Annotated in this window: 22 protein-coding genes and 3 pseudogenes; 1 reads left to right on the top strand and 24 read right to left on the bottom strand. The window is 39.1% G+C overall.

Annotation, left to right across the window (positions count from 1 at the left end):
• Positions 1–205: 205 nt before the first annotated feature.
• Complete coding sequence (locus BM086_RS14015) at positions 206–874, bottom strand: hypothetical protein (RefSeq protein ID WP_092327841.1); 669 nt, start codon at positions 872–874, stop codon at positions 206–208.
• Positions 875–1,133: 259 nt separating this feature from the next.
• Positions 1,134–1,649 carry a hypothetical protein gene (locus BM086_RS14010; RefSeq protein WP_092327838.1) on the bottom strand — a complete coding sequence of 172 codons (516 nt, stop codon included), beginning with the start codon at positions 1,647–1,649 and terminating at the stop codon, positions 1,134–1,136.
• A gap of 294 nt (positions 1,650–1,943) precedes the next feature.
• On the opposite strand from BM086_RS14010, the pseudogene BM086_RS22100 reads away from it, so the two are divergent.
• A pseudogene (locus tag BM086_RS22100) lies at positions 1,944–2,747 on the top strand (transposase); the annotation flags it as partial.
• 14 nt (positions 2,748–2,761) lie between these two features.
• Here the strand turns inward: BM086_RS22100 and BM086_RS14000 are convergent.
• From BM086_RS14000 to BM086_RS20585, 22 genes and pseudogenes are all read right to left on the bottom strand, one after another.
• Positions 2,762–3,835: a HigA family addiction module antitoxin gene (locus BM086_RS14000; protein WP_092327832.1), complete on the bottom strand. Its 1,074-nt coding sequence runs from the start codon at positions 3,833–3,835 to the stop codon at positions 2,762–2,764.
• Positions 3,828–4,199, bottom strand: coding sequence for a hypothetical protein (locus tag BM086_RS13995; RefSeq protein ID WP_092327829.1), 372 nt, complete (start codon positions 4,197–4,199; stop codon positions 3,828–3,830). Before BM086_RS13995 ends, BM086_RS14000 begins: the two co-directional genes overlap by 8 nt.
• A 178-nt stretch (positions 4,200–4,377) precedes the next feature.
• Complete coding sequence (locus tag BM086_RS21670; RefSeq protein ID WP_255367836.1) at positions 4,378–4,695, bottom strand: group II intron maturase-specific domain-containing protein; 318 nt, start codon at positions 4,693–4,695, stop codon at positions 4,378–4,380.
• A 48-nt stretch (positions 4,696–4,743) separates the two neighbouring features.
• Positions 4,744–5,034, bottom strand: a pseudogene (locus BM086_RS21665) (reverse transcriptase domain-containing protein); the annotation flags it as partial.
• 101 nt (positions 5,035–5,135) lie between these two features.
• Positions 5,136–5,657 (bottom strand): annotated as a pseudogene (locus tag BM086_RS13985) (tyrosine-type recombinase/integrase); the annotation flags it as partial.
• A gap of 16 nt (positions 5,658–5,673) precedes the next feature.
• The gene (locus BM086_RS21440; RefSeq protein WP_242952215.1) at positions 5,674–5,868 is read right to left on the bottom strand and encodes a hypothetical protein; all 195 of its coding nucleotides are present in this window, start codon (positions 5,866–5,868) and stop codon (positions 5,674–5,676) included.
• Positions 5,869–6,061: 193 nt separating this feature from the next.
• Positions 6,062–6,850 (bottom strand): reverse transcriptase domain-containing protein, encoded by a 789-nt coding sequence (locus tag BM086_RS13980; protein ID WP_242952212.1) that lies wholly within the window; start codon positions 6,848–6,850, stop codon positions 6,062–6,064.
• Between the two features lie 769 nt (positions 6,851–7,619).
• Complete coding sequence (locus tag BM086_RS13975) at positions 7,620–9,461, bottom strand: DNA-directed RNA polymerase subunit alpha C-terminal domain-containing protein (protein ID WP_092327824.1); 1,842 nt, start codon at positions 9,459–9,461, stop codon at positions 7,620–7,622.
• Positions 9,458–11,056, bottom strand: a complete 1,599-nt coding sequence (locus BM086_RS13970) for an Hsp70 family protein (RefSeq protein ID WP_092327821.1) — start codon at positions 11,054–11,056, stop codon at positions 9,458–9,460. Before BM086_RS13970 ends, BM086_RS13975 begins: the two co-directional genes overlap by 4 nt.
• On the bottom strand, positions 11,056–12,627 hold the full coding sequence (locus tag BM086_RS13965) for a hypothetical protein (RefSeq protein ID WP_092327818.1): 1,572 nt from the start codon (positions 12,625–12,627) through the stop codon (positions 11,056–11,058). The genes BM086_RS13970 and BM086_RS13965 overlap by 1 nt, the downstream gene beginning before the upstream one ends.
• The gene (locus BM086_RS13960; RefSeq protein WP_092327815.1) at positions 12,614–15,298 is read right to left on the bottom strand and encodes an MBL fold metallo-hydrolase; all 2,685 of its coding nucleotides are present in this window, start codon (positions 15,296–15,298) and stop codon (positions 12,614–12,616) included. Before BM086_RS13960 ends, BM086_RS13965 begins: the two co-directional genes overlap by 14 nt.
• Positions 15,299–15,602: 304 nt before the next feature.
• Positions 15,603–16,040 carry a (deoxy)nucleoside triphosphate pyrophosphohydrolase gene (locus BM086_RS13955; RefSeq protein ID WP_092327865.1) on the bottom strand — a complete coding sequence of 146 codons (438 nt, stop codon included), beginning with the start codon at positions 16,038–16,040 and terminating at the stop codon, positions 15,603–15,605.
• A gap of 2 nt (positions 16,041–16,042) precedes the next feature.
• Positions 16,043–19,192, bottom strand: coding sequence for a DUF3427 domain-containing protein (locus tag BM086_RS13950; RefSeq protein WP_092327812.1), 3,150 nt, complete (start codon positions 19,190–19,192; stop codon positions 16,043–16,045).
• 36 nt (positions 19,193–19,228) lie between these two features.
• A complete protein-coding gene (locus tag BM086_RS13945) occupies positions 19,229–19,555 on the bottom strand; it encodes an HNH endonuclease domain-containing protein (RefSeq protein WP_255367835.1) in 327 nt (108 codons plus the stop codon).
• A 2-nt stretch (positions 19,556–19,557) separates the two neighbouring features.
• Positions 19,558–20,778, bottom strand: coding sequence for a hypothetical protein (locus tag BM086_RS13940; RefSeq protein WP_092327807.1), 1,221 nt, complete (start codon positions 20,776–20,778; stop codon positions 19,558–19,560).
• Between the two features lie 173 nt (positions 20,779–20,951).
• Entirely contained in the window at positions 20,952–21,077 is a 126-nt protein-coding gene (locus tag BM086_RS21660) for a hypothetical protein (RefSeq protein WP_255367833.1), read from the bottom strand.
• A gap of 2 nt (positions 21,078–21,079) precedes the next feature.
• Positions 21,080–21,772 (bottom strand): AlkZ-related protein, encoded by a 693-nt coding sequence (locus BM086_RS13935; protein ID WP_242952210.1) that lies wholly within the window; start codon positions 21,770–21,772, stop codon positions 21,080–21,082.
• 30 nt (positions 21,773–21,802) lie between these two features.
• Positions 21,803–22,561 carry a prolyl oligopeptidase family serine peptidase gene (locus tag BM086_RS13930; RefSeq protein ID WP_092327804.1) on the bottom strand — a complete coding sequence of 253 codons (759 nt, stop codon included), beginning with the start codon at positions 22,559–22,561 and terminating at the stop codon, positions 21,803–21,805.
• A 226-nt stretch (positions 22,562–22,787) separates the two neighbouring features.
• Positions 22,788–23,357, bottom strand: a complete 570-nt coding sequence (locus BM086_RS13925; RefSeq protein ID WP_175560286.1) for a metallophosphoesterase family protein — start codon at positions 23,355–23,357, stop codon at positions 22,788–22,790.
• Positions 23,358–23,672: 315 nt separating this feature from the next.
• Positions 23,673–23,810, bottom strand: coding sequence for a hypothetical protein (locus BM086_RS21015; protein WP_175560285.1), 138 nt, complete (start codon positions 23,808–23,810; stop codon positions 23,673–23,675).
• Between the two features lie 100 nt (positions 23,811–23,910).
• Positions 23,911–24,102 (bottom strand): hypothetical protein, encoded by a 192-nt coding sequence (locus BM086_RS13920; protein ID WP_092327798.1) that lies wholly within the window; start codon positions 24,100–24,102, stop codon positions 23,911–23,913.
• Positions 24,103–24,329: 227 nt separating this feature from the next.
• Complete coding sequence (locus BM086_RS20585) at positions 24,330–24,509, bottom strand: hypothetical protein (RefSeq protein WP_141107755.1); 180 nt, start codon at positions 24,507–24,509, stop codon at positions 24,330–24,332.
• Positions 24,510–24,760 lie beyond the last annotated feature (251 nt).

Raw genomic sequence — 24,760 nt, 5'->3', positions numbered from 1 at the left:
GTCCTGAGATTTGGCTTCTCCATTGCAAGTATTGCCGATGCCAGTCAGACATGTAACAACCTGTCCAAAGTCCTTTCAATGGAAGATGCCAGCGCAGTGGCCTCGGCCCTTCATGAGTATGTATCCTTTTGAGCAGTCGAATGAGATATTTAATTGTAAAGGTTCAAAGGCTATGTACTTCGGTTCATAGCCTTGTTTCAATAAATCAGGATTGACTTACTGAAACAAGCCTACGAAAATGAGCTGCAACTCCGGCAGGAATGTGATGCTTCTGAACTGACTGCGCCGTGCAGGAGGAGAAATCTCCGAAAACAATTCGCTGAAACCTCCTCCCATAATTCGCCGTTTGACACGGAACATCCCCAAGCATATATATGCGATGTGTTCCTTTTTTCTTTTCCTCAGCTTTTTCTGCCTCAGTCCTGAGTTTTTCTCCAAACATACCATATTTGTCATCAAACTCTTCCTGAGCCTTGTCATATTCCTTTTGGTATTTATTCTCTCTGGTACATGTATCCTCATTTGATTCCTTTAGCAAGAATATCATCTCGGAAAGAATCTCGTCCCACTGCTTCATTCCTGCATCATCAGCATCTTCAGACACTGCGGTCCCATACACAGCATGGGATATACTCCCCTGAAAACAAGGATAACTATGCGTAGTCTCCTTCAGTTGTTGAAGCATCCCCGGCATTACATTTAAAAACCAATAATCAATAGACCAGATATCCGAATCGCAATAGCCATACCTTATGCGCTGATAGGCAAACTTTATATTACGTCTCCATCTTTTATACTTTTCCTTAGGCTTTTCAAAGCCACGCATCTTTTTCTCATAGCATGAATATCCGACCTTTTTATTCTTCTCTCTCATGTCCATTACCTCTATCTACACTACATTCAAAAAGAGGCATGTGAAACCGAACTTCCATGCCCCATGTACCATTGGTACAAGTTTTCTGTAGCAAGGTATCACTGTAATCAAATTCGACTTAGACATCGATCCTTAAACGAAACCTTGAACACTTCCTCAATATCAAATAACCGATAACCAAGAACAGCAACTATGAACAAGCCATTTTGCTTAACGACTGGAGTTAGCGCATCTATATACTTGCTACACGGAAATATAATTAGTACTCTACATCAAACTCAAAAGTCTGATTAAATTTATCAAGTGCAATCTGCATCGAAGCAATCTCCGAATCTATACGTTCGTACTCTTTGCCGACAAGCTTCAGGTCATAATTAATGTACTGATACTCAGGAGCCGCTTTCCTGGCACTAAGATATCCACATTTCTCTCTGGTCTTTTCCTGACGCTTACGCATCTTATCCAGAACCATTTTTCTCTTATTTAACTGAGCCATTCTGACAAGAATAGTGTCAATAGTCATCTCTGAATCTCCAACAGCTATCTTGTTTGTGGCATTCACCACATTAATGGCATGCTTGATCTTTACAATCTTCTCATCAATTTCTGCTATCTTGGCCGAAACCACTTCATAGTCATAATCAGGGATAACAGGCTCTTCATCGACAGCTGCCACATACACCTGCCCTTCCTCTTCCATATTCAGGTAATAATTCTTATCATCATTAAGCTTTTTCAAAACCTTGTTTGCGTACGCTGATGTCATCTTTGCCATTGCTTATTCCCTTCATAATCAGATATCGTTAATGTACTTTTGATTCTAATCTGCCATTAAGGCCTTGTCGCTAAACCTCTGGTTGAACATAATCTGTATCTTTCAAACAACTAATCCGTAAATGGTAAATCATGAGTACCACTCATGATTTACCATTTAAGAGGGGCTACTTTGAGGGGCTGGTTTGAGGGGCTCTTGTGAGAATAAACAAAACCAGGGTTAATCAGTTATTGAAACTGACTAATCCTGGTCCTTTTAATGTAGGGATCATTCCCTGCACTTCCTCCTTCTCTTATGATGTTTCTTGGACTAAATATCAAAGGAGGAGGATACATGAATAGTATCACAGATTTACTGGACCTTGAAGACAACGATGTGATCATCAAAAATATCGATATTCAGGGCCAGACAAAAGTCCTTACACTTGAAACACCACCAACAGCCCATTTCTGCCCTGTCTGCGGTTTCAGGATGTACTCATGTGGTGTAAAGGAAAGGACTATAAACCATCCAGTCTTGCAGGATAATTACTCTCTTGTCCTTATCCTCAAGCAGCGAAGATGGCGCTGCATCAACCCAGACTGTCATTACAGCACCAACGAATCCTTTAAGTTCGTCAACAAAAGCCGCAGAATGTCTAATGCTACTGAAATGCTAATAGTAAGCGCTTATAAGGATCTCATGGAGACATCTACTTCTATTGCCAAGCGTTTCAATGTCTCTGACACCTTTGCTCACGAAGTGTTCGACCGATATGTGAAGCTTGACAGACTATCACTTACAGATGCGATATCAGTTGATGAAGTCTTTCTGGATATGGATGATTACTGTAAGTACACTCTTGTCATTCAGGATTTCCATACAGGTGATCCTATCGACCTTCTTAGAAGTCATCGCACGAACGTCACAGAGCCCTATTTCACATCTATCCCCATTGAGGAACGCCTGGAAGTCAAGTACCTGATCTCAGATATGTATAACCAGTACATCGCTTATGTCGAGAAATATTTTCCAAATGCTGTACCTGTTGTAGACTCCTTCCATGTCATTCAATGGATTGTGAGACTGATTGATAACTATATCCGAGCACTTATAGCAAATTTTAAAACAAATCAAATCATAACAACCTTATACTTATGTTTCAACGAATTTAAAGATTTATTGTTATATCCAACACGTCCATCATTCTGTAATCGTCCAAGTACAATTCCAGGGTCGCGATCAATTTTCTCTGCAAATCTCTTTATCGATTCTGCATCATACCTCCCAGCTCTAATAAACTCTTTATACTCCACTGGATCGATTAGCATATTTTGAGCGTAAGTGTCTGCCATTTCCTCAGTCTTTCCCTTTTCCTCTTCAAAAGAAATACCATAATCTCCATTGTTAACATGCCCTATTTCGTGAAACAAAGAAAACCAAAATGTATCTGCATTCAGTCTTCTGTCGTTAACCATAATCATGATATTGTCTCCGACCTTTTTAGTTGCACCATTAGTATTAGATCCAGGCATGTTTGGAAGTATCACAAATACAACCCCTGCATCATGAAATGCTTTTCTTATATTTCTGTAAAAGCCTTCATGGTTAGTTGTCTGAGTAAGCGCATATTCTGTGGCTTTTTCAAATTTCTTTTTATCAAATTTAGGAGCATCCTCATTTAAAGCAATATTGGTTGCAATCTGTACCATCGCATTTGCTTTTACTATACTTGCTTCAGATACTTTTGCAGTACTTCTAAAGTTTACGGCCATGTCTTTCTTTTTTAATGCACACAATGTGGATACATTCAAAAACTTTCTTGTCTCTATAGCCTGCTCATCTTTATTTCTCGGACAATCCTTGAGTTCAAAATTGGTTCTAAAGTATTTGTAATCGAGATAATCAAAAACTTTTCTTTCTTCCTTTAGTTCCTGATCCGACGCAAACTCAGCGACCAATGAATCATAAGCTTTTTGTAAATTGAGCCAATAACCAATTGTTGTGCCAGTTAGCCTCGAAAGTTTCATAGCAATATCATTAGATAAGCTCTGCTCCCCTCTGAGCAAAACGCTTAGATTCTTAGGCGTTGTATCCAATCTTTTAGCGTAATCTTCCTGAGTCAATCCACTTTCCTCAACAAGTTCTTTTATATAATACCCGGGATGAAATGCCACTTTACCGTTATACTTCATATAATTACTCATAATGTTTACTCACTTCCTCTATCTCAACAATCTCAACAACACTTGCTATCTCATCAATGTTACACGGATCAAATGGTTCTTTATTATCATCAAGTGGTCTTAGTATTATCCTCCACGGATCCTTCCTACTCTTTACATCAATTGCAAAATAATCCTGATACTTACTCTTCCCTTTATCATGAAGGTTGTGAAAATGGAAATTTGTTTGAACTATAATATCTTTGAGTACTTCAGCAGCTTTTAAAGCATTTATTCTAGCTAATAGGCTTAATGCTAAAGATTCGTTTCCACCAAAAAGCTTTTTAGCATCTTTTTCATTATTGCATTGCTTCTCTAATTTAGAGTTGCTATATATTATTTCCACATGATAAACCTCCTTTCAAATTACCCGTTAGGTAATTTTATTATAGCACTAATTCATATAATGACCATAGTTTTTTCGGTCGAGTAGATAAGGGGATTTCTCCCCTTATCCCTCTACAGAACCGGACGTGCGTCTTTCTCGCATCCGGCTCCTTGCAAAGTAAATTATTCAACAACCATCATTCATAGATACTGACGTACGTTCTGGGCGTTGCAAGGGGGTAGTCTCTCAACATATCGTTGAACTGGCCCCAGTTATAACTTCGCCGCTGGCTTCTGCGGTTAAGCCACTTGAACAGAAGCTTTCGTACTATATATTTAAAATCAGATATAGCCTTTGAGTTGTCAGTGATCCCGTAGTAATGGAAATATCCAACTAGCATGCTGTTCACTCTCTTAATGATTTCCTGTAACGGCAAGGTTCTCATATCAGCCAACCATCGATTGACTTCTTTGCATTTCTTTGTGAACTTTTTCTTGCTAGTCTTCCTCTTCACCCTGAACTTCCCGTTCCGACTCTTGGAACAGTAGTGTGTAAAACCCAGAAAGTCGAAGGTTTCAGGTTTTCCCTGCCCTCTGTTTCGCCTGTCTCTTTCGGCAAATCTACCGAATTCAATCAGTCGACTCTTGCTTTCTTCCAGTTCCAGTCCAAAGTATTCCATTCTGTGTTTCAGCCTTTTGTAGAATTGTTCAGCTTCATCTTTGTACTGAAAGCATACAACAAAGTCATCCGCATAAACTACCGCCCCTGCATAGCCTCTCAACTGTGGCTTAACAACATCATTAAACCACCACAGAAATACGTAATGCATGTATATATTTGCTATGACAGGTGAACAGACCGACCCTTATGTAGAGCTAGTTGTTATGCCGAGTTAAACCTCATGAGTATGATATTTTCGCTAAAAAGTTATGTTTAGCTCGGCATAACCATTCACTAAAAAGAGTTCAGAAAGCTTAGTAGTTCCTGATCGGTCCTCCAGTCGGGAAGGTTAATGTCATCTGTTACTTTAGGTGCCAGAGCATTTATGGCTTCATTTTTTAGTCGATTATCGGCTCTGCTGTATATCATGGTCGTGGAAATATCTTCATGTCCGAGGAAATCGCGGATGTATACTATGTTTATGTTGGCTGCAAGCATGTGCATTGCCTTGCTGTGGCGGAATTGATGACAATGGACATGCGCGGGAAATGAGCAATCTTCGCCATGAATTTTAGAAACATATTTATCAATTATGTACTGTATGCCATCCCTGCTTATGGATTTTCCACTTCTATTGGTTATAAGCGGATGATCTGGCATGGCACCTTTCCTGAGGCGGATGATGTATTCATTTACAAGCTTTGCGGTTTTATCATCGATGACAACTGTTCGATATTTATCACCTTTTCCATGAAGCCGCAGTGTTGGAGTAGTTTCGGTATTTATGTCCCTGATCTTTATGTCACACAATTCCTGAACACGGCAGCCACTATCATAAAGAAGAGTAAGTGCTGTCCGATGACGAAGCCATGCCGCGTTCCATGTCGAATTCTTCGTCTCCGTACTCGGAGAGAATAAAGCGGCTGATTTTTGACCATTCACGTTTATAAAACTTAATGGTTGTCGGATTGTAATTGTTTTTCTCAAGTAACGAAAACAATCCATCTGTAATCACTGTCAGAGTCATATCGGTTCCTCCTTTCATCCCTTGGTGATTACAGAATAGCTGATAAACACTGGATTTATAAGTCTGATAATAAAAAAGTATTTGCTGCATACTAAAAGGATAGGGATATTGAATTAATAAAACGCCGCGCATTTATTATGCCGAGTAATATGAGACTCAAGTCATACGAACTTTATGCCGCGAGGGACTAACTCTACATAACACAAAACTCTACATAAGGAGGCTTATGGAGATATCCACATAACGAACCTTGTCCACTACCTTCTTCTGTTTCCTCATATTGAAAGTCCTTTATTATCCCTGATTTCAGCATCCGCCTAACCAGTCGTATAACGTTCGGGTCTTTAATCCTTGACTCTACAAATTTGACTGCCCATCTATGGTCGATATGGTCGAAGAACCCTTTAATATCGGCGTCAAGTATATAGTTTGTCTTCTGTTTCTCAATCATAGAATTTAGTTTTCTTAGTGCCATATGACAGCTACGGCCGTTCCTGAATCCCATCATCTCCTCATAGAAATGAGGTTCAAAGACTGCTTCCAATATGCGCCTAAGCGCTTCTTGTACCAGCTTATCTTCATAACAGTAGATACTTAAAGGTCTGGTCTTTCCATTTCCCTTTGGTATCTCAACTCTCTTTGCAGGTTGTGGCCTATATGATTTCTTCTTCAGACTCGCTATTAGCCTATCAAGGTTCTCATCAAGATTATTCCCGTATTCCTCTTTTGTTACTCCGTCGATTCCTACGGCTTTATCCTTTTCCATCTTATTGTGACATTCCATTAACATTTCCTTGTCAATGAGATGTCCAATGGAAGTAAAGACCATTTCAGGGTTTTCTTTTGATAATTGCGATATTCTCTCCAATTTCGTTAACATTATTGTTCCACCTCTGTGTATGGATAATGTTTCCTCAAAGATATAGCTTTGCATGGCAGGGCTTAGAGGTATAGCCCTTTCTCGCCTTCCCTCCAGAGGCATTACCCTCCTTCATCGGTACTATGCGGCCATCCGACTGCCTATGACTCATTTGCCCTCCTTCGTGAGTTGTCGGGCATACCACTTATACATTATGGGCTTCACACTTGCCCTGATATGGAAGTCACAGGCTCTCCCCAGTTGACATGACACCATTGTGCGACATGGCTGACTCTCAACCCCGTGGCGTCGCGGCAATCTTCGCCATTAGCAATTGCACGCGTGTTGCCTTCCGCATCGCTTAATTACGTCGGCACACCATCTTAATTTATTTCGGGGCTAACATGCCTTATGACCCTATCGCCTAACTTCCTACGCTTAACCTACGCTGTTACCAACGCATGTTCAAGGTCGCTATTGGTGGTTGGCTAGACCTTACCAAATGGGATTTCCACCCATTAAATGCCATGCCCTTTGCTGGGCGCACTAAGCGTCAAATAATCCGCCTACCTATAAAATAAACGCCGCTATGGAATATATTTTACCGTTTACAATTTGCCTTTCTGACTGAGAACAAAGCCTGCGGAGATCCGTGGGCTTTTAAAATGAGTCTTAAATTCAGACCCTCAAACTAGACCCTCAAAAAGTCCCCATACTAATATTGATTTACACTTAAAATTGACCCGGGGGGTCAATTTTACTTGACAATCAACACCAGGATATATTTTGCCCTTTTCTCCTGTGGAAGAGCGCTGTACTGGTATAAAAAGAGGACATACCTGAACACCCTCAGGTATGCCCCATAATATGAATATCATCCAAGTTCAACTGCTTAATATCCACCGATTCCATATGTTCGCAATTTACTCAGTATCTCATCGACTCCTCGCTGTCCCAGATTTCTAATTTTCAACAGCTGAACTGGGCTTTTATTAACCAGTTCGCCCAATGTTTTTATTCCAGCTCTTCTCAAACAATTATATGTTCTCGTTGAAAACTGCGCTTTTTCTATTGAAATAGCTCTCCTTGTTTTGGTCTTTTGATCAGATTTAAATATCGTCGTCTTAGGTTTACTTGCTTTCTTTACCGGCAGAGTTTGTCGTCTTATTGCCGCCTTTTCTTTTTCATCTACCGCAACAAAATCTACAGAATCAACATTTGTAATACTATCTATAATTTCATCCTTGCTGTCGATGAGAAGCGTATCCATGGCAGATAGAATCATGAAAACCTTTGCTGTAAAATACGCGTTAGGTTCATTATCGTTATATAAATACATTATATCTTCTGCCACTTGCGCTGTACTACAGTGAGAATAATGATCTATCGTCGATTCAATTATCTGTTTAAGCGTATGCTGCTTCTTATCCAAATCAAAGTAAGGTGCGAACGACTGAACTTTACTTTTTACTTTCCATGTGAAATTAGCATAATTTGCTGGGATTTCTGCCATACGCGAGAAATCAATTTCTTTTCCCAGGTCACTCAAAGTTCCTAACGTTTTATCCCTATTTTGTCTTATTAAAACAGTACCAAACGCTCTATCCTTGTCCAGTAAATCCGCCACATACACCATATCTCCCAGCGAAATTTTATTTAAGTTTTTTTCCTTCAAAAGTCTTGAACATATTTCTGAAACACGAAGAGCCTCCGTACCAACAAAGCCATTATATAATGCCGCAGCCCCGTCTTTTTGCCAATACTTGCCCGTAACAGCATACATTTCATTTAAAAATGTCGGCGAAACAGATCCTAAAAATGATTTAAAACCGCTAATCAAAGGACATTTCATAGGTACATAATCCCAATCCGATTTTATTTCAATTAATCCTTTTTCTTTTCTACCTACATCCTTTCTGCTGTTATTTATCTCAAACTTTACTTCATGAACATTTTCCATGTCGTACTGCTCATTATTAGTGACATCAAACGCAATAGAGCCAACACAAGCTTTTCTTCCTCGTATTACTTCGTATGCTGAAATAATCAGGTATTCTCGTTCTCCATCCGTTTGAGAAATACAAAAATAAACCCTTTCATTCTTCCCAATATTAAGCAGCTCCCTGTAATCCACAATCCTTACTTTTGCATAGTTTGTTTTTATATTTGAAAAAAGTTTTTGCCAATCAGGGAAAGATAATTGATCCGATACAGGAGGCACAATCACTGTGTAATTAGGATTTTTACCTGGAGGGACATTTTTACCCAGCTCTTTCACCATCGGCAAAATCATTTTGCCAAGAATTCCATCCCAGATTTCAACATTACCCGCTGGATTGACAATCCATTCAATCAGATTACTAACAGAAATCGCTTCATCTGATTCCTCTTCCTCATCACCATCTGTAATATCCTTGTTAAGCATTTCATCAATAGCTCTTCCAGTCGACCATAGCGGGGTATTAACAAATCCAGATTGTCTTGTCATAACCTCCATGGTATTTTTAGTTTCAATGATACCAGCACGATAAACATACATAATCAATGCAATAGCATGCACGTTCTCTTCTGTCTTCTGCACATTAAGTGTATTAGCATACTTAGCCAGGAACTCTTCAATACCGTCCCTATCCAAATTCAAAACTACCGTTCTTGGCTCATATGCGTTCACTGGGATATTCTTTTCTTCATTAAAAATATCTATATACTCTTGAATCTGATCTGAAAGCATCATTCATCACCTATCTCGCTGTAATATTCCGATAGCTTAACCTTTGCCGAAATAACTTCATTTCTTAATCTCATTTCTCCCGTTGGTGAAAGAACGCAGTTATTCTTCTCCTCAAAACGCTTCTTTATTTCTGCAACAAGTGCATCGTCGATGTTTTTACCTCCGCAATTCACTTCACCACTAACGCCCAGAACAGAATATAGACAGTCCTTATACTCATTACTTTCATGTAATGCATCATTTTTAACATCAAGGATCGCCACATCCGTAGTTCCACCACCAAAGTCAAATATAAGTACATTCCTAATATTGCTATCTGATAAGTCTTGGACATGAGAATAGTATTGGTATGCAGCAGTAGGTTCATCAATCAAAGTTACCGTCTCAATTCCTGCTGTACGCGCTGCATTAAACGTTTCTTGGCATGCATCAAAATCAAATGCTGCCGGCACAGTTATAACAGCACTTCTAAGATTCATATTTGGAAAAGTCAATTTAGCGATATCCCAAATCTTATGCAATAGCAGTGCAGATAAGTCACCCACTTTAAAACCATGACCATCAACTTCAACAACATATTTATTTCTATCTGCAACCTTAAATTCTCTACACAGCTTATCTTTGCTAGAAGCATCACCTAGGGCATTACATGCTTTAGTGTTAGCTATTTCAGGGTTGTCATATCTATCATTAAAATATATGACAGATGGAAAACAATACTTATCATATTGACTAGGAACATCCGGATTAGCCAACTTATCCAACTGATCTTCTGATCTATATGTATACGTTAGTTCTGACGTTGTTGTTCCTAAATCAATACCAATACACGGTTCTTGATTGAGCTTGTTCACTGATGATACAACTTCAATTCCCAATTCTGATCGTTTTCTCTCAATATCTTCCTTGGTCATCATCTGACTATCTAATTGAATAATTGCTTTCTTTTCAGGATGCGCAGGATCATAAGCATTGAGTTCTATCAATCTATTTTCAGTTACTGTGATTTCAACAACAACTTTTGATGCATCACCAGACAAGCTAAGGTTACGCTGTTTTAACTGCTTCTCAACACGGTCACTGTTTCCCACTAGCGTTACCAAATTCAAGGATACTGTCGTTTGCCCTTCACTAACATCAAATTCATATTTTTCCATTGCAGGAAGTGATTTGTTGTGGTTCAGCAGCAGTTTAACGCCTTTTTTTCCACCATCATCTACATATATTCCTAAAGAACTTCCCAAAGTTCTTACATCTCGCTTTGTCTTCGGGAAATTTTTAATTTCTTTCTGATACAAACATGCTCCATAAGCAATAGCAAGCATCAGGTCCTTGGGAATCTTTCTAGGTTCTACACCTAATTCCTCGTAAATACGTGAATAAACTCCTGGTAACTGTGATGAACCACCTGCCAGAATAACCAAATCAATATCTTCTTTTGATAGATCTGCCTTTTCTAACGCTTTCCTTATTGGTTGCATAGCTTTTTCAATAATAGGCGCACTTATCCTCTGAAGATCCTCAAGTGTAAGCTCTTCATTTAAGCTATATCTTCCGGAAATAAAAGGAATCTGTATTTTTTCAATACCATTAGCCATTACTGTACCTCTTTCTCCACAGGAATTTTGATATAAACATCGTTATTAATTTCCCATCCAAACCCTGTTACTTTAACCTTTTCTCCATTGGCAATTGACTCACTTATTGAATTATGGATAGAAGAATCATAATCTACCACATCCCCCAGGTTCCCAAGCTTTTTCAAACCTATTCCTGCTAATGCAGCATCAACTTGTGTTAATACGTTCTTAAACATTTCACGGTTCATCTCATCAAGGACACCGTTGTCCTCTGACAAAATCTCATAAAACATAGATAGGTAAAAAATCTGATTATTCAAATCTGATGCCAAACTTTTGAGTAGTTTTTCTGTAGCATCACTATCTTTAGATCCAACAGACTCTTTAAGTCTTTCAATTTCATTGTTTTTCAAAGACATATCTACACTTAAGGCATCCAACTCCTCTATGCGTTCTGTCAATTCTGACTTTGTAAGTAACAAATCTCTTTCTAATGCCTCGATAACCTTTTCTTTTTCCTGTATCTTCTCCATGTCACTTTTCTTTATATCTTCATTTATTTCTTGTTGGGCCTTCAGATTACTTAACGCAGTCGTTAGCTGTTCGCTCGCGCGATTGAATTTTACTTCAAGTCCTTCAAACTCTTTTTGTTCCGCCATAAGCTTAGAAATACTATCGCTCTTTTCCTGTATAATCTGTTTCTGCGCCTCAGCTCGTTTCCAATAATCTTTCTCCTTTTCTTCACTTTCCTTTTTGTACTTTTCTTCTTGCTTCTTTATTTCTTCCTCAAGTTCTCCAACTCTTAATGCCTCCTTTGACTGATTTACCAAATCAAAGAGTAAGTTTCCCTCCAACAATTCAACCATCAATAAAGCCTTAAGCTTTTTATCTTCCTTCATCATGATTGAAAGATTTCGCTGTAAGACCAATCTTTCAGGCTCATATTTATCAGCAAAAGCTTCAGATACATAATTTTTCTTATTGTATGCCAATATTTCTACAACCCATTTAGATAACCGTTCCTTATCATCATGGTTCTCAAAAGCCTTCAAAGTATCAACAATCGCCTCATTAGGCAATGGAGGATATGCTTTTAAACCTCCTTTTTCTTTTTCGCTTCCTTTACTCCATCCATAAATGGAAGAAATTGGATTGAATGTAAAATAACAATTGTCATCCATCGGAACTACTTGCTCTATTCTTCCTATCGCCTCGTATAAAGAATCAACTGATTCAACACGAAACTTCTTTATGAGATTATAAGAGCAATCTTCCAACAAAGCTTTCTTTATATGCCTTCTGTTTTCTTTATCTTCTTCATACATCTTTACAAACATAAGAAGATACTCTGAAATCTGATCTGGAGTTTCTGTAGCTAACAATTTGCATACCTGTCCAAGTTCTCCTCTAGCTTCATCCAGGCATTTTTTGTAATGCCCCTTTTCTTCAGGTAAAGGCTCTACATCACTTCCATTTTCATCCTGCTTAGCTTTAGGCCCAACGCTATACTCTATGTACTTCTTAATAACTGACTCTATATCAACTTCCTTTTCTTGGCCTGTACTTGTCTGTATTTTAAAGATTTTCATAAGAACTCTCCTCCTTAATGAGATCATACAAATTGAACGGTTCAACTTCCTCTTTTCTATTTAGGCGTTTTATTATAACATCGCCGTCAAACGCCTCTAATACACTATTTGAAAATGTAGTCATGGCTTCCGGCCTGCCTTGATGAACAAATGAAATCAGCTTTGGACTTGTATAGCTTATTATTTCTTTTAACCCACATTCATCAGAATGCGTAGGTAATGAATAATGCACCATATCAACACTACCTCCGCCAAATGAATCAAGCTCATGTTCAGTTCTCCCATCAATAGAACTAACATAGAGAATCTCAAAATTCACATTTGTGTCCTTCCAGTACTTTGCAATCTTATAGGAAGCACTTCCTCTTGTCATTGCTGCCGAGCTGGCAATAACCACAGAACGCTTTCCAGGATACTCGACACCGTCAAACTCATTAAACTGCCCAATAACTTCCTCATATTTTTCATTCATAAATGGAATTATCTGGGTAGTTGTTGGAATAGCCATTCCTGCCAGATATAATTCAACATCGGCAGCAATCATACCTTCCAACTTCATGTTTCCAATAATACATGCCAATTCCTGACTTCTTCCCACAGCCATAGCAGGAAGTATAACAGGTTTTCCACGCTTTAATGCACTTAGTATTTGTTTCTGTAAATCATCTATTAACTTGCTCTTATCTTCTATACTTTTTCCTACATATGTAGACTCAGCAAGTAAATAATCTACATTTTGCGGAAGACCTGCATAATGAAGTCCTTCTGTTAATTCCTGAGCTTTTGTTGCAAAATCCCCTGTATATAACAGTTTTTTCCCATCAATGCTCAGTTCAATCATCGCTGCGCCTTGGATATGCCCCGCCTGGTGTAGCTTTACACTTACACCATCGGCTAACTCAACGCCCTCATCAAAATCAATAATGTTAATTGCCTCAAGCGTTTCCATCATAGTATTCTTTTCTATCTCTACGATATCAATCTCAAAATCATTATTAATCCCATTATTAACCTTAGCCATATCAGAGAGGATGTATTTAACAAATACCATTGTTGGTGCCGTCATATATATTTTCGCATTTGGCCATATAGCATGTGCTTTTACCAACGCTCCGCTGTGATCAATATGAGCATGTGAAATAATAATGTAATCTATCTGCTTGGTATAATCATCAAGAGCTGGATATGCTTCCTCTCCCTTCTTATATGGATTAATACCGCAATCGAGCATAATATTAACCCCACGATACGATACAACAAAGCAACTAGCACCAACATTGCTTTCGCCACCAAGCGGCGTAACCACTATTTCATCACTAAGTGGATATTCATCTATGAATTGTTGAGTTAACTTATGCTTGGAAGAATTATTTACCTTTTTTACAGCTTCTTTATAGATCCTTCCATCATTTACAGATACTCGTCGATACACCCAGCCATAATCATTATCTAATGCAAGTTGCTTCAATAAGCCTGATTCCGGATGCACCTTAGCGGCACTTTTTAAAATCTTTTCTTTTGCTTGCTCATCGTTTAGCCCCCTGCAATATGCTATAGGAGTCAATGGAGATAGCCCTTTAAGCATTTCATATGTTGGCTGTTTTATTTCAATGCCTTTATTTATTGCACTATTCAATTCAAGTAGTGAAGAAATTACCGGATATTTATTAAAAACTGAGATCTCATCAATTTCAACATCTATAGAGCCATCGCCACTCTTCTCAATGTTGTAAAAATGTTCTAATACTTTGTTTAATGTCCCCAACAATCCCACAGGAGTATATGTTTCTCGCTGAAAGCCTACTGTAAGCGGATCACCTGCAAGATATCCTAGTGCTAATAAGCAGCCCGCCTTATCATTTTTTATAAGATTGCCTTGTTCTATTTCAGCTTTAGCATCGCCAAAATCCCCAAGCATCATGTAATGAACAGCCTTCAACACAGGCAATTCGCTATCTGGAATCATATCATTTTGCTCTGAAGCCAAATAATGATACCAATACAGTTGTCTGGTGTCCTCATCCCAGTCATAATTCATCATTTTTATCCTGATCATGACATCAGATGTATCCCGTCCTTCATTTATTAGCATCTTTAGAAAGCTTAGATATTCTTTTTGTGAAAACATCTCTTCAGAGATCTGTTCATAAAACAAATCAGAAACGTATTTCCCAGAAAGAATCTTATCTATAGAAACTACATTAATATCTAATAACTGCTTTAATGTATATTCTTCACCACTTACTGAAATAGTCACACAGGAAAAGATATTGTTCTTGAGATAATTTTGAATATTGTATTCAAATTTTCCAGCTTGTGTCCAAAAGGTGTATTCTCTATTGAAATCATCTTTGATCCTGACCTCAACAGGTTTTTCATTAAAGCAATATAATGCCAACGAATATATACATTTCGCTGACTCTTCCTGATCATAAACACGCCTATCGTTCAAATATATGAATGAATACTTTCCGCCATGATTAACAATAACGTGTTTAGCTATAGCTGACTCGTTATCAAATCCACTACTGCAAAACGGGCACCTATACTTGTAAATATGCTTAGGTGCATATGCCTCCCTAACGCATGGATAAAAAGCCGGCGCTGTCTTGTAATACATTCGCTCTTCATACAGTTTTATATTATCTTCATGATATTTGGCAAACCCCATATTTTATCTTCTCAACTATTGATGTATTGTATATTTGCACTTTAAAACCTATCGTCATATGCCCATAATACGGCATCGTATTAATTCTACCATCGAGATATTAACCTTTTGTGAATGTTATATAATCTTTAAATTAAGGATTACACTCAAGGTTTATGCATAAAAATACGCATGAACTAAATATGCAAGTCCATGCGTATTATTTCTATCTTATCGCTTATTCAATCTGTACCCCACTATGGAACCAATGATTCCCCCCATAACATGAGACAGATTAGAAATATTATCCTGAAGAAAAACTCCTTCATACACCTGTTTCGTTATAATACTCTACGTTATTATCAACCATTCCTTCAGCAAGTTTTGGAAGAAGCGCCAGATCTGCAGGAAGCCAATCAACACTATTAAGGTCACTATATTCAAGCCACTTTGCGGCCTCATGTTCAAGAAGCTGCAGTTTTCCCTCCTCAACTGTAGCCCAGTAGCAGTTCATATGAAGATGAAACTTCTCGTAATCATAATCTATAACATCGATAAGGTCATGTACTTCAATCTCGGCTCCTAGCTCCTCTCTGATTTCCCTAACCAAAGCCTGCTGTGGTGTTTCACCTTCTTCAATCTTTCCCCCAGGAAATTCCCAGCCATCTTTGAATTCCCCATATCCTCGCTGAGTTGCGAAAATCTTTGTTTTTTTCTTGTAATCGTCACAAATTATTGCTGCAACAACGTTAACTGTTTTCATACTCATCCTACTTCCAACTTACTTGTTTTCTTTATGTATTTAGCAGGTATTGGGTTGTCCAAATGCCAAGTTATACTCATAGGCCTGCTGCCGTAATGACTCACATACTTAGCAGTTCCCAGGTACGTATATGGCGCCGCTCCTGCCATATCTTTTTTGAACTCTCTTACAAATAGTAGCACCTTACTACCCTCATGTACATGGTTTATGTACCTTTGACCCGTAGGTGATGTATCAGATGTTGTGCTCTGGCTCTGCCAATGGAAGAATTCTTCATTGATGGAATAGTCCTCATACATCGTAGTTGGAGAATAATCCTTATCTGACTTGTTAAGTGTTACAAAGAACACATCAACCTTCTTATCTTCTAACCACTTTGTTCCTTCACGTACTGTGTTTGGTTTCATAAAGTCCATAGCTACAAGGATCTGATCTCTTGTATATGTGCAATGCAAGTCAAGCGGACAGTCAAATCCAAGATCAACAGTTCCGCCCACAACATCTATCTTTTCAAGGTTATAAGTCAAAAGTTCCAAAAGCTCTCCAAACATATACTTGCTGTTATATAGCTGAGCCAAGTTCTGCTTAACCTCCGGTGCATTCCAGTCTTCAACTGTACTCTGCCAAATGGTAACATAAAACATCTGCAGCATACGCTGGTATACTATAGGAAGCGTACTAATCTCAATATCCTTAAGTCTCGGTAAGATATCAAGCAGGAACTTGATCCATCTATAGGAATCTACAGCAATAAACTTTGAAAACGACTTTGTAAGCTTCTCTTCTATTTCTTCGCTAAAGTTCTCAACTACCCCTGCTTCTGCACATAGTCTTGCAAATGAATACTTTGTATAAATGCTATAAACATTAAGGTGGTAGTATCGCAGAAAGTTCTTAAGCGTAAGGTCTAATCCACTATCCTCTTTGAAAGTCTCTATTCTGGATATCAGACCAGCTTTGCTGTCAAAAGACTGACGTATGTTATTTAAAATGACCTGCGCAGCCTTCTTCTCAAGCTGAACATAACAGCCCTTTGGAAGTGCCGTAAATCCATGTTTTAGCTCATACTGCACACTATGATTAGTATTAGATAATAGCGCAGCAAACTTCTCTTCGAAATTGTACTTCTTGTTTGCCTGGCCTATGAAGTCCAAAACTGTAAGGCATTCCTTTCCCTCAGACAGACGAAGGCCTCTACCAAGCTGCTGCAAAAAGATGGTTAAAGACTCAGTCGGCCTTAAGAAAAGAACCGTCTCAACTTCCGGGATATCTATTCCTTCGTTATAAAGGTCCACAACAAAGATAAACTTTATCTCACCAGATAAGAGCTTTGCTTTAGCGCTTGCTCTATCTGCATCAGACGAGGTTGATGTAAGAGCTATTGAAGGAATACCCTTCTCATTGAAATAATCGCTCATAAATTTAGCATGCTCAATTGAAACACAGAATCCCAAGCCATGAACATTTCCCATATCTGTAACATACTTATACAGAGAATTGATGATATGATTGGCTCTCTTCTCAGCAATAGCCCGATTCATAGAATACAAGTTGCTTAGCTCTGTCTTATCGTAGCCACCTCGAACCCATCTTACCTCTGACAGGTCTGTATCATCAGAAACGCCAAAATACTGGAATGGGCATAGTAACTTTCTCTCTATTGCTTCAGGTAGTCTTATTTCAGCAGCAATCCGCCCATCAAAATAGTCCAGAACGTTCTTGCCATCCATACGCTCTGGTGTAGCAGTAAGTCCCAAAAGAATCTTTGGATTAAAAGAGCTTAAAAGCCCCTGATATGTTGGAGCTGCTGCATGATGGAATTCATCAACAACAATGAAATCGTAATAATCTGCTGCCAATAGCTCATATAATTTCTGCGAAGCCACCGTCTGTATAGACACAAAAAGATGATCCAAGTTTGATGGTTTTTCTCCGCCAACATAAAGCTCTCCAAAATTCGGATCTTTTAGAACAGCTCTGAATACTTCCCTACTCTGCCTTAAGATTTCTTCCCTATGCACAACAAAAAGAAGCTTGTTCTGCTTATCAGGATTTCTCTTGCAATATCTTCTGTAGTCAAAAGCTGCAATCAACGTCTTTCCAGTTCCCGTCGCTGCAACTACAAGATTCTTGTTTCTGCCCCTGATAATTCTCTCAGCATCAAGCCTGTCTAATATCTCCTGCTGGTATGGATACGGATTTACATCAACAATAAAGCCAAAGCTACCCGTCTGCTCTCCATATTGCTCAGCTTTAAGAGCCTTTTTCAATTTTTCATAGCTGTCCTGAGTATATTTCTCGAAATTTGTTGAATGCCAATAGCTGTCAAAAGTCGCAGCTATCTTCTGAATCGTTGGAGCCATATCCTTGGTAGTAACCTTAATATTCCACTCAAGGCCGCTGGACATAGCTACATTGGACATATTTGATGAGCCAACATAAGCAGTGGTAAAACCTGTCTTACGATAAAAGATATATGCTTTGGCATGAAGCCTTGTACGCTTTGTATCATACGAAATACGGACTTCAGTATTCGAGAGTTTGCTCAGCTCCTCAATAGCCTTCACATCCGTAGCTCCCATATATGAAGTAGTGATAATTCTAAGCTGTCCGCCTCTACCCACAAAAACCTTCAGTTCATCAAATAAAAGGCGCAATCCGCTCCATTTGATAAAGGAAACAAGCATATCTATTCTATCTGCTGTTTCCATTTCTTTCTTAAGCTCAGAGTACATCTGTGGTTCATGAATAGCACCGGTAAATAAACTACTCTGTGCCACCGATGTTTCAGGGCGCACAATGTCCTTGGCCTTCTTCTGGCCAATCTTATACATGGGATCTGTTTCAGATAACAATCCCAGAAGCTGCTCTGCACTATCTGCCACAGCCATCTCTTTTAGGTCATCCATGTTGGCATCATTTGAGATTAATCCCACAACCTTATTAACAAGATCAACCTTCGCAGTAAGATCTCCGTCTTCTGATATGCGATCTAAGGCCTTGTGTACAATCTCAGAAACATAGCGCGCCAAAACTTCTGAAGCTTCCGCACCATCAATCTTTTCAACCAGCTTCAGATCTTCTGATGAGCCTTGAAGCTCTGATTGAATCTGTTTATTTATTACCTGTTCATATAATCCGGGTTCTAACATATTAATCCCTCTCACACTCCAAAACATTACAATTACTTACACTGTAATCTCCCTGGGAGTCCATATTTCGTTATACCCATTTCTTTGGGCCCAGTTGTAAATCATTTTTATTCTCCTTGCTGAGTCTGCATCATTCCTATGATCACGCTCTATCATGATCTCATTTCGATCAGATATCTTATTTAGGAAGTCCACCTGAGCCAACTTATCACGCTTTTTATTGTTACACTCTGGACACGCAAGAACAAAGTTCCATATCTGGTCGTCTTTAATAAATGACCATGGTATAAAATGATCCACCTCCACACTTCTTTTAGTGACGGGCTTTCCACAGTAGAAACATTTATTCTCAAATTCTTCAATCCTTATATGCCATTACAGTTATCTCTGATATTTAATTCCTTGCATATTTCCACCAATGCCTCTCTAAACGACTCCTTAGTAACTTTCAGTTCACCCGCTCTGCTCCTGGCATCGATGGCAATAGGCATACCCTCCGTGTTTTTGCACTTTTCAACAAGACTGCTCCAATCTCCAAGGTTCTGAACCTTGTGGGGACAGGCTCCAAGAATAAGTGCCGAGTAACTACTAAGCTTGCTGCTTCTTCCGGCGAAGCTGACCATTTTTTCATAATCAACCTCATATTCAAAGTCATCTTTTCTGAAGCCATAAAGCTTTGCTATACCATTCATGGTCTTTACATCAATAGCTGTAGCACCAAGAACCAGGATTTTTCCCCGTCTGCCAAGGAGATCGTGACCATCCGTATTTTTTTTCGGTTTATCTTCCTCCTGATAATGCTGGGCATTATAGCTTCTTATATCCACCAACGCCTGCTCCAGGACCTTGTTACGATCTTCCAGCTCTCTTAGTTTTACCTTATCCTCATCTGACTTTTTCAGTTCCTCAAGAAGTTCGTTTATGTATTCCTGCATGTCATCAATAGTATCCAAGAGAAGACCAACCGTAATCTCTTTTTCCCTAAAAGACATATCAAGTCCAGGAGCCACCTTTTCATCCGCAGGAGTTTCCACAACTATCTCTTCCGTTTCAACTATTGGCTCTTCAAACTGTATATTAAGTCCACTAATAAGGCTCTCTATTTCAGAATTACGGGAATCATCATTACATATCATGACCAAATATTCCTGCTCATCCTCTATATGTCTATGATTCCTATCCGCTATCTTATTCTGATACTTGCTTTTTAATGTATTCAAATTGCGAGATATGTCTTTGGCATTCTTGGGAAAATAACTTTTTATTGCTCTTGCCAAAACATCCATAGTCCCAAAGTAGTGCCCAGAATATCCGCCACCGCTATCATTTAGCAAGGAAATCATTATAGAATTTCCGTATTTATCTACAAACCCGCTATCTAACCACAAATAAATAGTATCTTTGTCAGGCTGCATTTTTCCTGAACATTTCTTATCTATGTAATACTTTGTTGCTTTTTCTCTAGTTATAAACTTCCTTATGGTTTCAGCGTCAGATATAGTCTTCCCACTAATCTCACGGATTCCATCTATAACACTATCCATATCATCTATAACGATGCCATTTTCAATTACAAACTCTCTCATGACCTCCCTCACTTTCATCCTTGAATAGGAGTTCTCATCTATTAGGAAAATTGTATCATTCAGTCATTAATGTTTTATAAACACGTAATAAAATCTTCGTATCTCACACCTTTGTTTGATACGATGGTAACTCATCAAGGCTTTTGAAAGGTCGCTTCGCAGGCGACGACTTTTTATCCCAGTTCCCCATCCCTATGGCAAATGTCATAGTACTCACACGTCACGCAAAAATGCTTACAGAACTTGCTATGTCCCAAAGCCACGCCAATAGCTCCATCATAGTTCTGTACATTATTCATCCTCAGGCCTTCAGTAATGCCCGGAGTTCTTCCTCATCCATTTTAGGTAAAACTACTCTGATATGTTGTATGATACGCTCCAGGGAATCATCAGGATCTCTTTTGTATGCAGATCTGCACAGCTTATCTCCCCAGTACGTCTCAGCAATATCATACCGACAATTGCCCCATCCGTATTCATCACCGTTCTTACGCTTACTGTATTCGAAATTCACTGGCACAACATAGGTCTGCATCTGAAGACGGGTAATAACTGTCTCAAAACCTTTATTACCGTCCTTTTTATAGTTAAGGCTGTCCTTGATGTCCCTTGTCAGCATTGCCCCTGCAACGGTGATGTAATCCACAACACCTTTGTCCTTGTATGGAGCAAGGCCATCATCAAATCTGGCGTCAAAATCATATCCATCACGACGATAGTTGCAAAAGTCCGGCCACAGCTCCTTGCTGATAAACCCAGCTTTTTTCTCAAAGAACTTCCCATACACAAGCTCTTTATTCTGCAGAACCTCGCCCTTCCAGTCCCAGGCGTCCCATTTGACTCTGCCACTCCAACGCCCCTGATACCAGGCCTCATATGAAGCATTCTCCTCCAGAGAGAATCCTTCTATCTTCCCGGAAAAGAATGGCAGAAAGCCAATCTCATTAACCAGGTCAACAAGGTCTCTTCTGGTCCTGATTTCTGTAATGATCACTCAGATCACCTCACTCCTCATTCGCGGTTTTCACTTCACCTTTGAAAACAGCCACTCCTTAACTTCATTATCCTGACCGCCAGGAACCCAACTGCAGTGAGGATTTATGCCATATCTTTCCTTCAACTCGCCAGCTTTATACTCTGTATAACGCAGGTCCGGATGAATTTTCCTTAGCTCTTCGTATATATCCCTTGAGCCCAAATGAGCACTATATCCGTCCGTCTTATAAGATGCCTTTACTACCATGTCATCCGCAGCATGAAGCATCCATATCGAAGTCTTAGTAAGCTCCTTCAGATTTTCCCATCCTGTGGCGCCGCATATAGGAACTGCTGCAGCAAAAATATTCGGATGATATTTTAGGATTTCAAAGCAGCCTACGCCACCAGCACTGTAACCATAGATATAAATCCTTTGGTCATCTATATTGGTATACTTTTTTCTTAGAGATTTTATGAGTGCACAGACTCTGTTCTGCATAATAAGATTTGACCATCGCGTCCCCACATTACACTGCGGAGCTAAGACGTAACAAGGATGCTGTCTCTGCCATTCATCCCTCACAAAAACAGTCCCAATATCATGCATGGTCAGCTGCAGCTCATTATCATCTCCATAAGCATCTGCTCCGTGCAGATACAGAACAATAGGAACCTTATCACTACTGTCCGGAACATAAAGCCTGTAAGGCAGCGTCCCAGAGTAATCAAAAGTCTCATATATGAATTTGTCACATAGATCTTTGTTTTCCTGCGATGGCTCATCCCAGTCAGGTGGTAATTTCATGCCTATTACTCCTCATCAAAAAACATCTTAAGCTTCTTTATAGATAACATACATCAGGTTGGTGCACCTGGCTTTGGAGTTCTTCTTGAAATCTTCAAAGCATTTCATTTTAGGTGGTGATTTCTTTTTGCTCATCTCAGTATTATTATCCTATCCTCTGCAGAATCCCGGCAACATCTACTCCAGGATGTGTAAAATACATCCGGCAGATCTGTTCCGCCAGCTCTTATGATATTTTCAATTTCGCAGCTATCTCTTCGTGAGAAACTCCCTTGTCGGCAAGCTTCATTGTCTTCGATATGATTGTATCTATATTCTTCGGAAGAGAGCTAGTACTGCCCTCGACCTTTATGATTTTCTTCTCAAAAGAAAAATCATCTTTACCCCGGATCTCAAGAATTCCATAGCTCACTTCCTGATCCGGTTTTCTTTTTCCACAGCAACCGGGGTTGAACCAGATCTGCCCATACTTCTTTGTGGTCAGGGAGTACTTGTGAGTGTGTCCATAAATAATTATGGGAAGGTCATCAATGAAATCATCAATCTTTCCTTTGTTATGAATCACGTAGATCTTATTGCCTTCAAATTCGAGAAGCGCCTTCTCCGGAAGGTACACTGCCCAATCTTTGTCAGCATTTCCTCTGACAGCAGTGACCGGTGCGATCTTTTCCAGCTCATCGAGCACTTCCTTCTTGTCGATATCCCCGGCATGAATTATATGATCAACTCCCTGTAGGCCTTCTATCACTTCTCTCCTGAGAAGCCCGTGAGTATCAGATACAATTCCTATTCTCATTGTTAATCTCCGTTTTGTTCTGGACCTATTAGCCATTCTATTATATCAAAAATTCCGGCCCAGGTTCCGACGCGCCGACCCGTGGCTGAGCCGTGTCCTAACGGTAGTAAGTAAAGTGGCAAGTGGTGTATTCCTGCGCATAAATGCTCCGTCGTACTCACTTGTTGGGGCGTATCCCCAATCCCCTCGCATCAGATTTTCAATCTGACTAAGCTCTCTTCGCGAGCTAAAGGCACAAAAAAAGAAGGGACATCACCATCATCTTTCTGATAGTAATGTCCCTAAAATAATTATCGCGTCTGCTCGCGTGTCCTATCACATCATGTCCCTGGGATCTTTTTCTTCCTCAATGAGGAAGTTCATTGCTTCTATAAACATGAACTCATCTTCATCAGTTATTCTCTTATTTTCATTAAAATCCTGAACTATTTTTCTTGCTTCTTTTACTGTCATAATGGCCTCCGAATACGATATAACAATTATATCATTTACCGTTTTCTATATTGTACAAGGTTGGTTTTGATAATAGGTCGCCTGAGAGGAGACCTGAGTATTACATGTCATCCATCTCATCTTCAAAATCCAACCAAGCTTCAAGCCTATCGTCTTCTCTTTCCTTGCGAAGCTGATCCTGACGGCGTTCAAATTCTTTGCGTTCTTTCCTGCTCATACTACCTACAAGATCCTTGTACTGCTTATCTGTAAGCCTTACATCTTTGTCTTTCTTATTATTTCCAAAAAACATAATTCAAATCTCCTTCCTTAAGAGGGCACAGGGGCAGGAAATGATATATAATCATCCCCTCCCCCAACATATATTTATCATTCGATTTCTCAACCAAGCTCCCCATCTCTTCTACAGACTTCATAAAACTCGCAGGTCACGCAGAAGTGTTTACAGAATCTGTTATTCCTATTGATGCATTTCTTTATCCAGTAAATGAGTCTGCTCATACTCCCACATCCTCCGCATTATCGCCTTCGTCTTATAATCCAGTAGCATGGACAACTGCATACATACCATACTCCCTTGGTAAAAGAGATAAAAAAGATCTTCAGCACCAGGAACACTCCGTACAATCCAAGTAAAACCGGTGCAAGTGCTATAACTATTGCTCCTATAAAAATCAGATCAAGAATCAAGTCAATCATGCTATCACATCCTTTCCAAACAACTACGCTGACTAATTCATCCCCATATATCTTTTTTCTATAATCACAGTATATAATATTTTAAAGTCCCATAAAAATGACAACTATATGATGTGGCATCCGAGGCATCTTGCACCATAAAAAGTACAATATATTGTGTTATAAAACAAAAAAGACTCCGTCACAATCGCAACGAAGTCTTAGAAATCTATATTAAGCTTATCTCAAAAAGAAAAATAAATGTCGTTATC

Source organism: Butyrivibrio sp. YAB3001 (genome assembly GCF_900112195.1).
Classification (GTDB): domain Bacteria; phylum Bacillota; class Clostridia; order Lachnospirales; family Lachnospiraceae; genus Butyrivibrio.
This window is presented reverse-complemented; position numbering and strand designations above follow the sequence as displayed.

What these genes read in the sequence shown, in the direction of transcription:
- BM086_RS13965 (WP_092327818.1), bottom strand. Translation starts at nt 12,627, where the DNA reads ATGAAAATCTTTAAAATACAGACAAGTACAGGCCAAGAAAAGGAAGTT.
- BM086_RS13940 (WP_092327807.1), bottom strand. Translation starts at nt 20,778, where the DNA reads ATGAGAGAGTTTGTAATTGAAAATGGCATCGTTATAGATGATATGGAT.
- BM086_RS13980 (WP_242952212.1), bottom strand. Translation starts at nt 6,850, where the DNA reads ATGCCTCTGGAGGGAAGGCGAGAAAGGGCTATACCTCTAAGCCCTGCC.
- BM086_RS13930 (WP_092327804.1), bottom strand. Translation starts at nt 22,561, where the DNA reads ATGAAATTACCACCTGACTGGGATGAGCCATCGCAGGAAAACAAAGAT.
- BM086_RS13975 (WP_092327824.1), bottom strand. Translation starts at nt 9,461, where the DNA reads ATGATGCTTTCAGATCAGATTCAAGAGTATATAGATATTTTTAATGAA.
- BM086_RS14015 (WP_092327841.1), bottom strand. Translation starts at nt 874, where the DNA reads ATGAGAGAGAAGAATAAAAAGGTCGGATATTCATGCTATGAGAAAAAG.
- BM086_RS13955 (WP_092327865.1), bottom strand. Translation starts at nt 16,040, where the DNA reads ATGAAAACAGTTAACGTTGTTGCAGCAATAATTTGTGACGATTACAAG.
- BM086_RS13970 (WP_092327821.1), bottom strand. Translation starts at nt 11,056, where the DNA reads ATGGCTAATGGTATTGAAAAAATACAGATTCCTTTTATTTCCGGAAGA.
- BM086_RS21015 (WP_175560285.1), bottom strand. Translation starts at nt 23,810, where the DNA reads ATGACAGTAAAAGAAGCAAGAAAAATAGTTCAGGATTTTAATGAAAAT.
- BM086_RS13960 (WP_092327815.1), bottom strand. Translation starts at nt 15,298, where the DNA reads ATGGGGTTTGCCAAATATCATGAAGATAATATAAAACTGTATGAAGAG.
- BM086_RS14000 (WP_092327832.1), bottom strand. Translation starts at nt 3,835, where the DNA reads ATGAGTAATTATATGAAGTATAACGGTAAAGTGGCATTTCATCCCGGG.
- BM086_RS20585 (WP_141107755.1), bottom strand. Translation starts at nt 24,509, where the DNA reads ATGATTGACTTGATTCTTGATCTGATTTTTATAGGAGCAATAGTTATA.
- BM086_RS14010 (WP_092327838.1), bottom strand. Translation starts at nt 1,649, where the DNA reads ATGGCAAAGATGACATCAGCGTACGCAAACAAGGTTTTGAAAAAGCTT.
- BM086_RS21440 (WP_242952215.1), bottom strand. Translation starts at nt 5,868, where the DNA reads ATGACTCTGACAGTGATTACAGATGGATTGTTTTCGTTACTTGAGAAA.
- BM086_RS13950 (WP_092327812.1), bottom strand. Translation starts at nt 19,192, where the DNA reads ATGTTAGAACCCGGATTATATGAACAGGTAATAAATAAACAGATTCAA.
- BM086_RS13925 (WP_175560286.1), bottom strand. Translation starts at nt 23,357, where the DNA reads ATGAGAATAGGAATTGTATCTGATACTCACGGGCTTCTCAGGAGAGAA.
- BM086_RS21660 (WP_255367833.1), bottom strand. Translation starts at nt 21,077, where the DNA reads ATGAATAATGTACAGAACTATGATGGAGCTATTGGCGTGGCTTTGGGA.
- BM086_RS13920 (WP_092327798.1), bottom strand. Translation starts at nt 24,102, where the DNA reads ATGTTTTTTGGAAATAATAAGAAAGACAAAGATGTAAGGCTTACAGAT.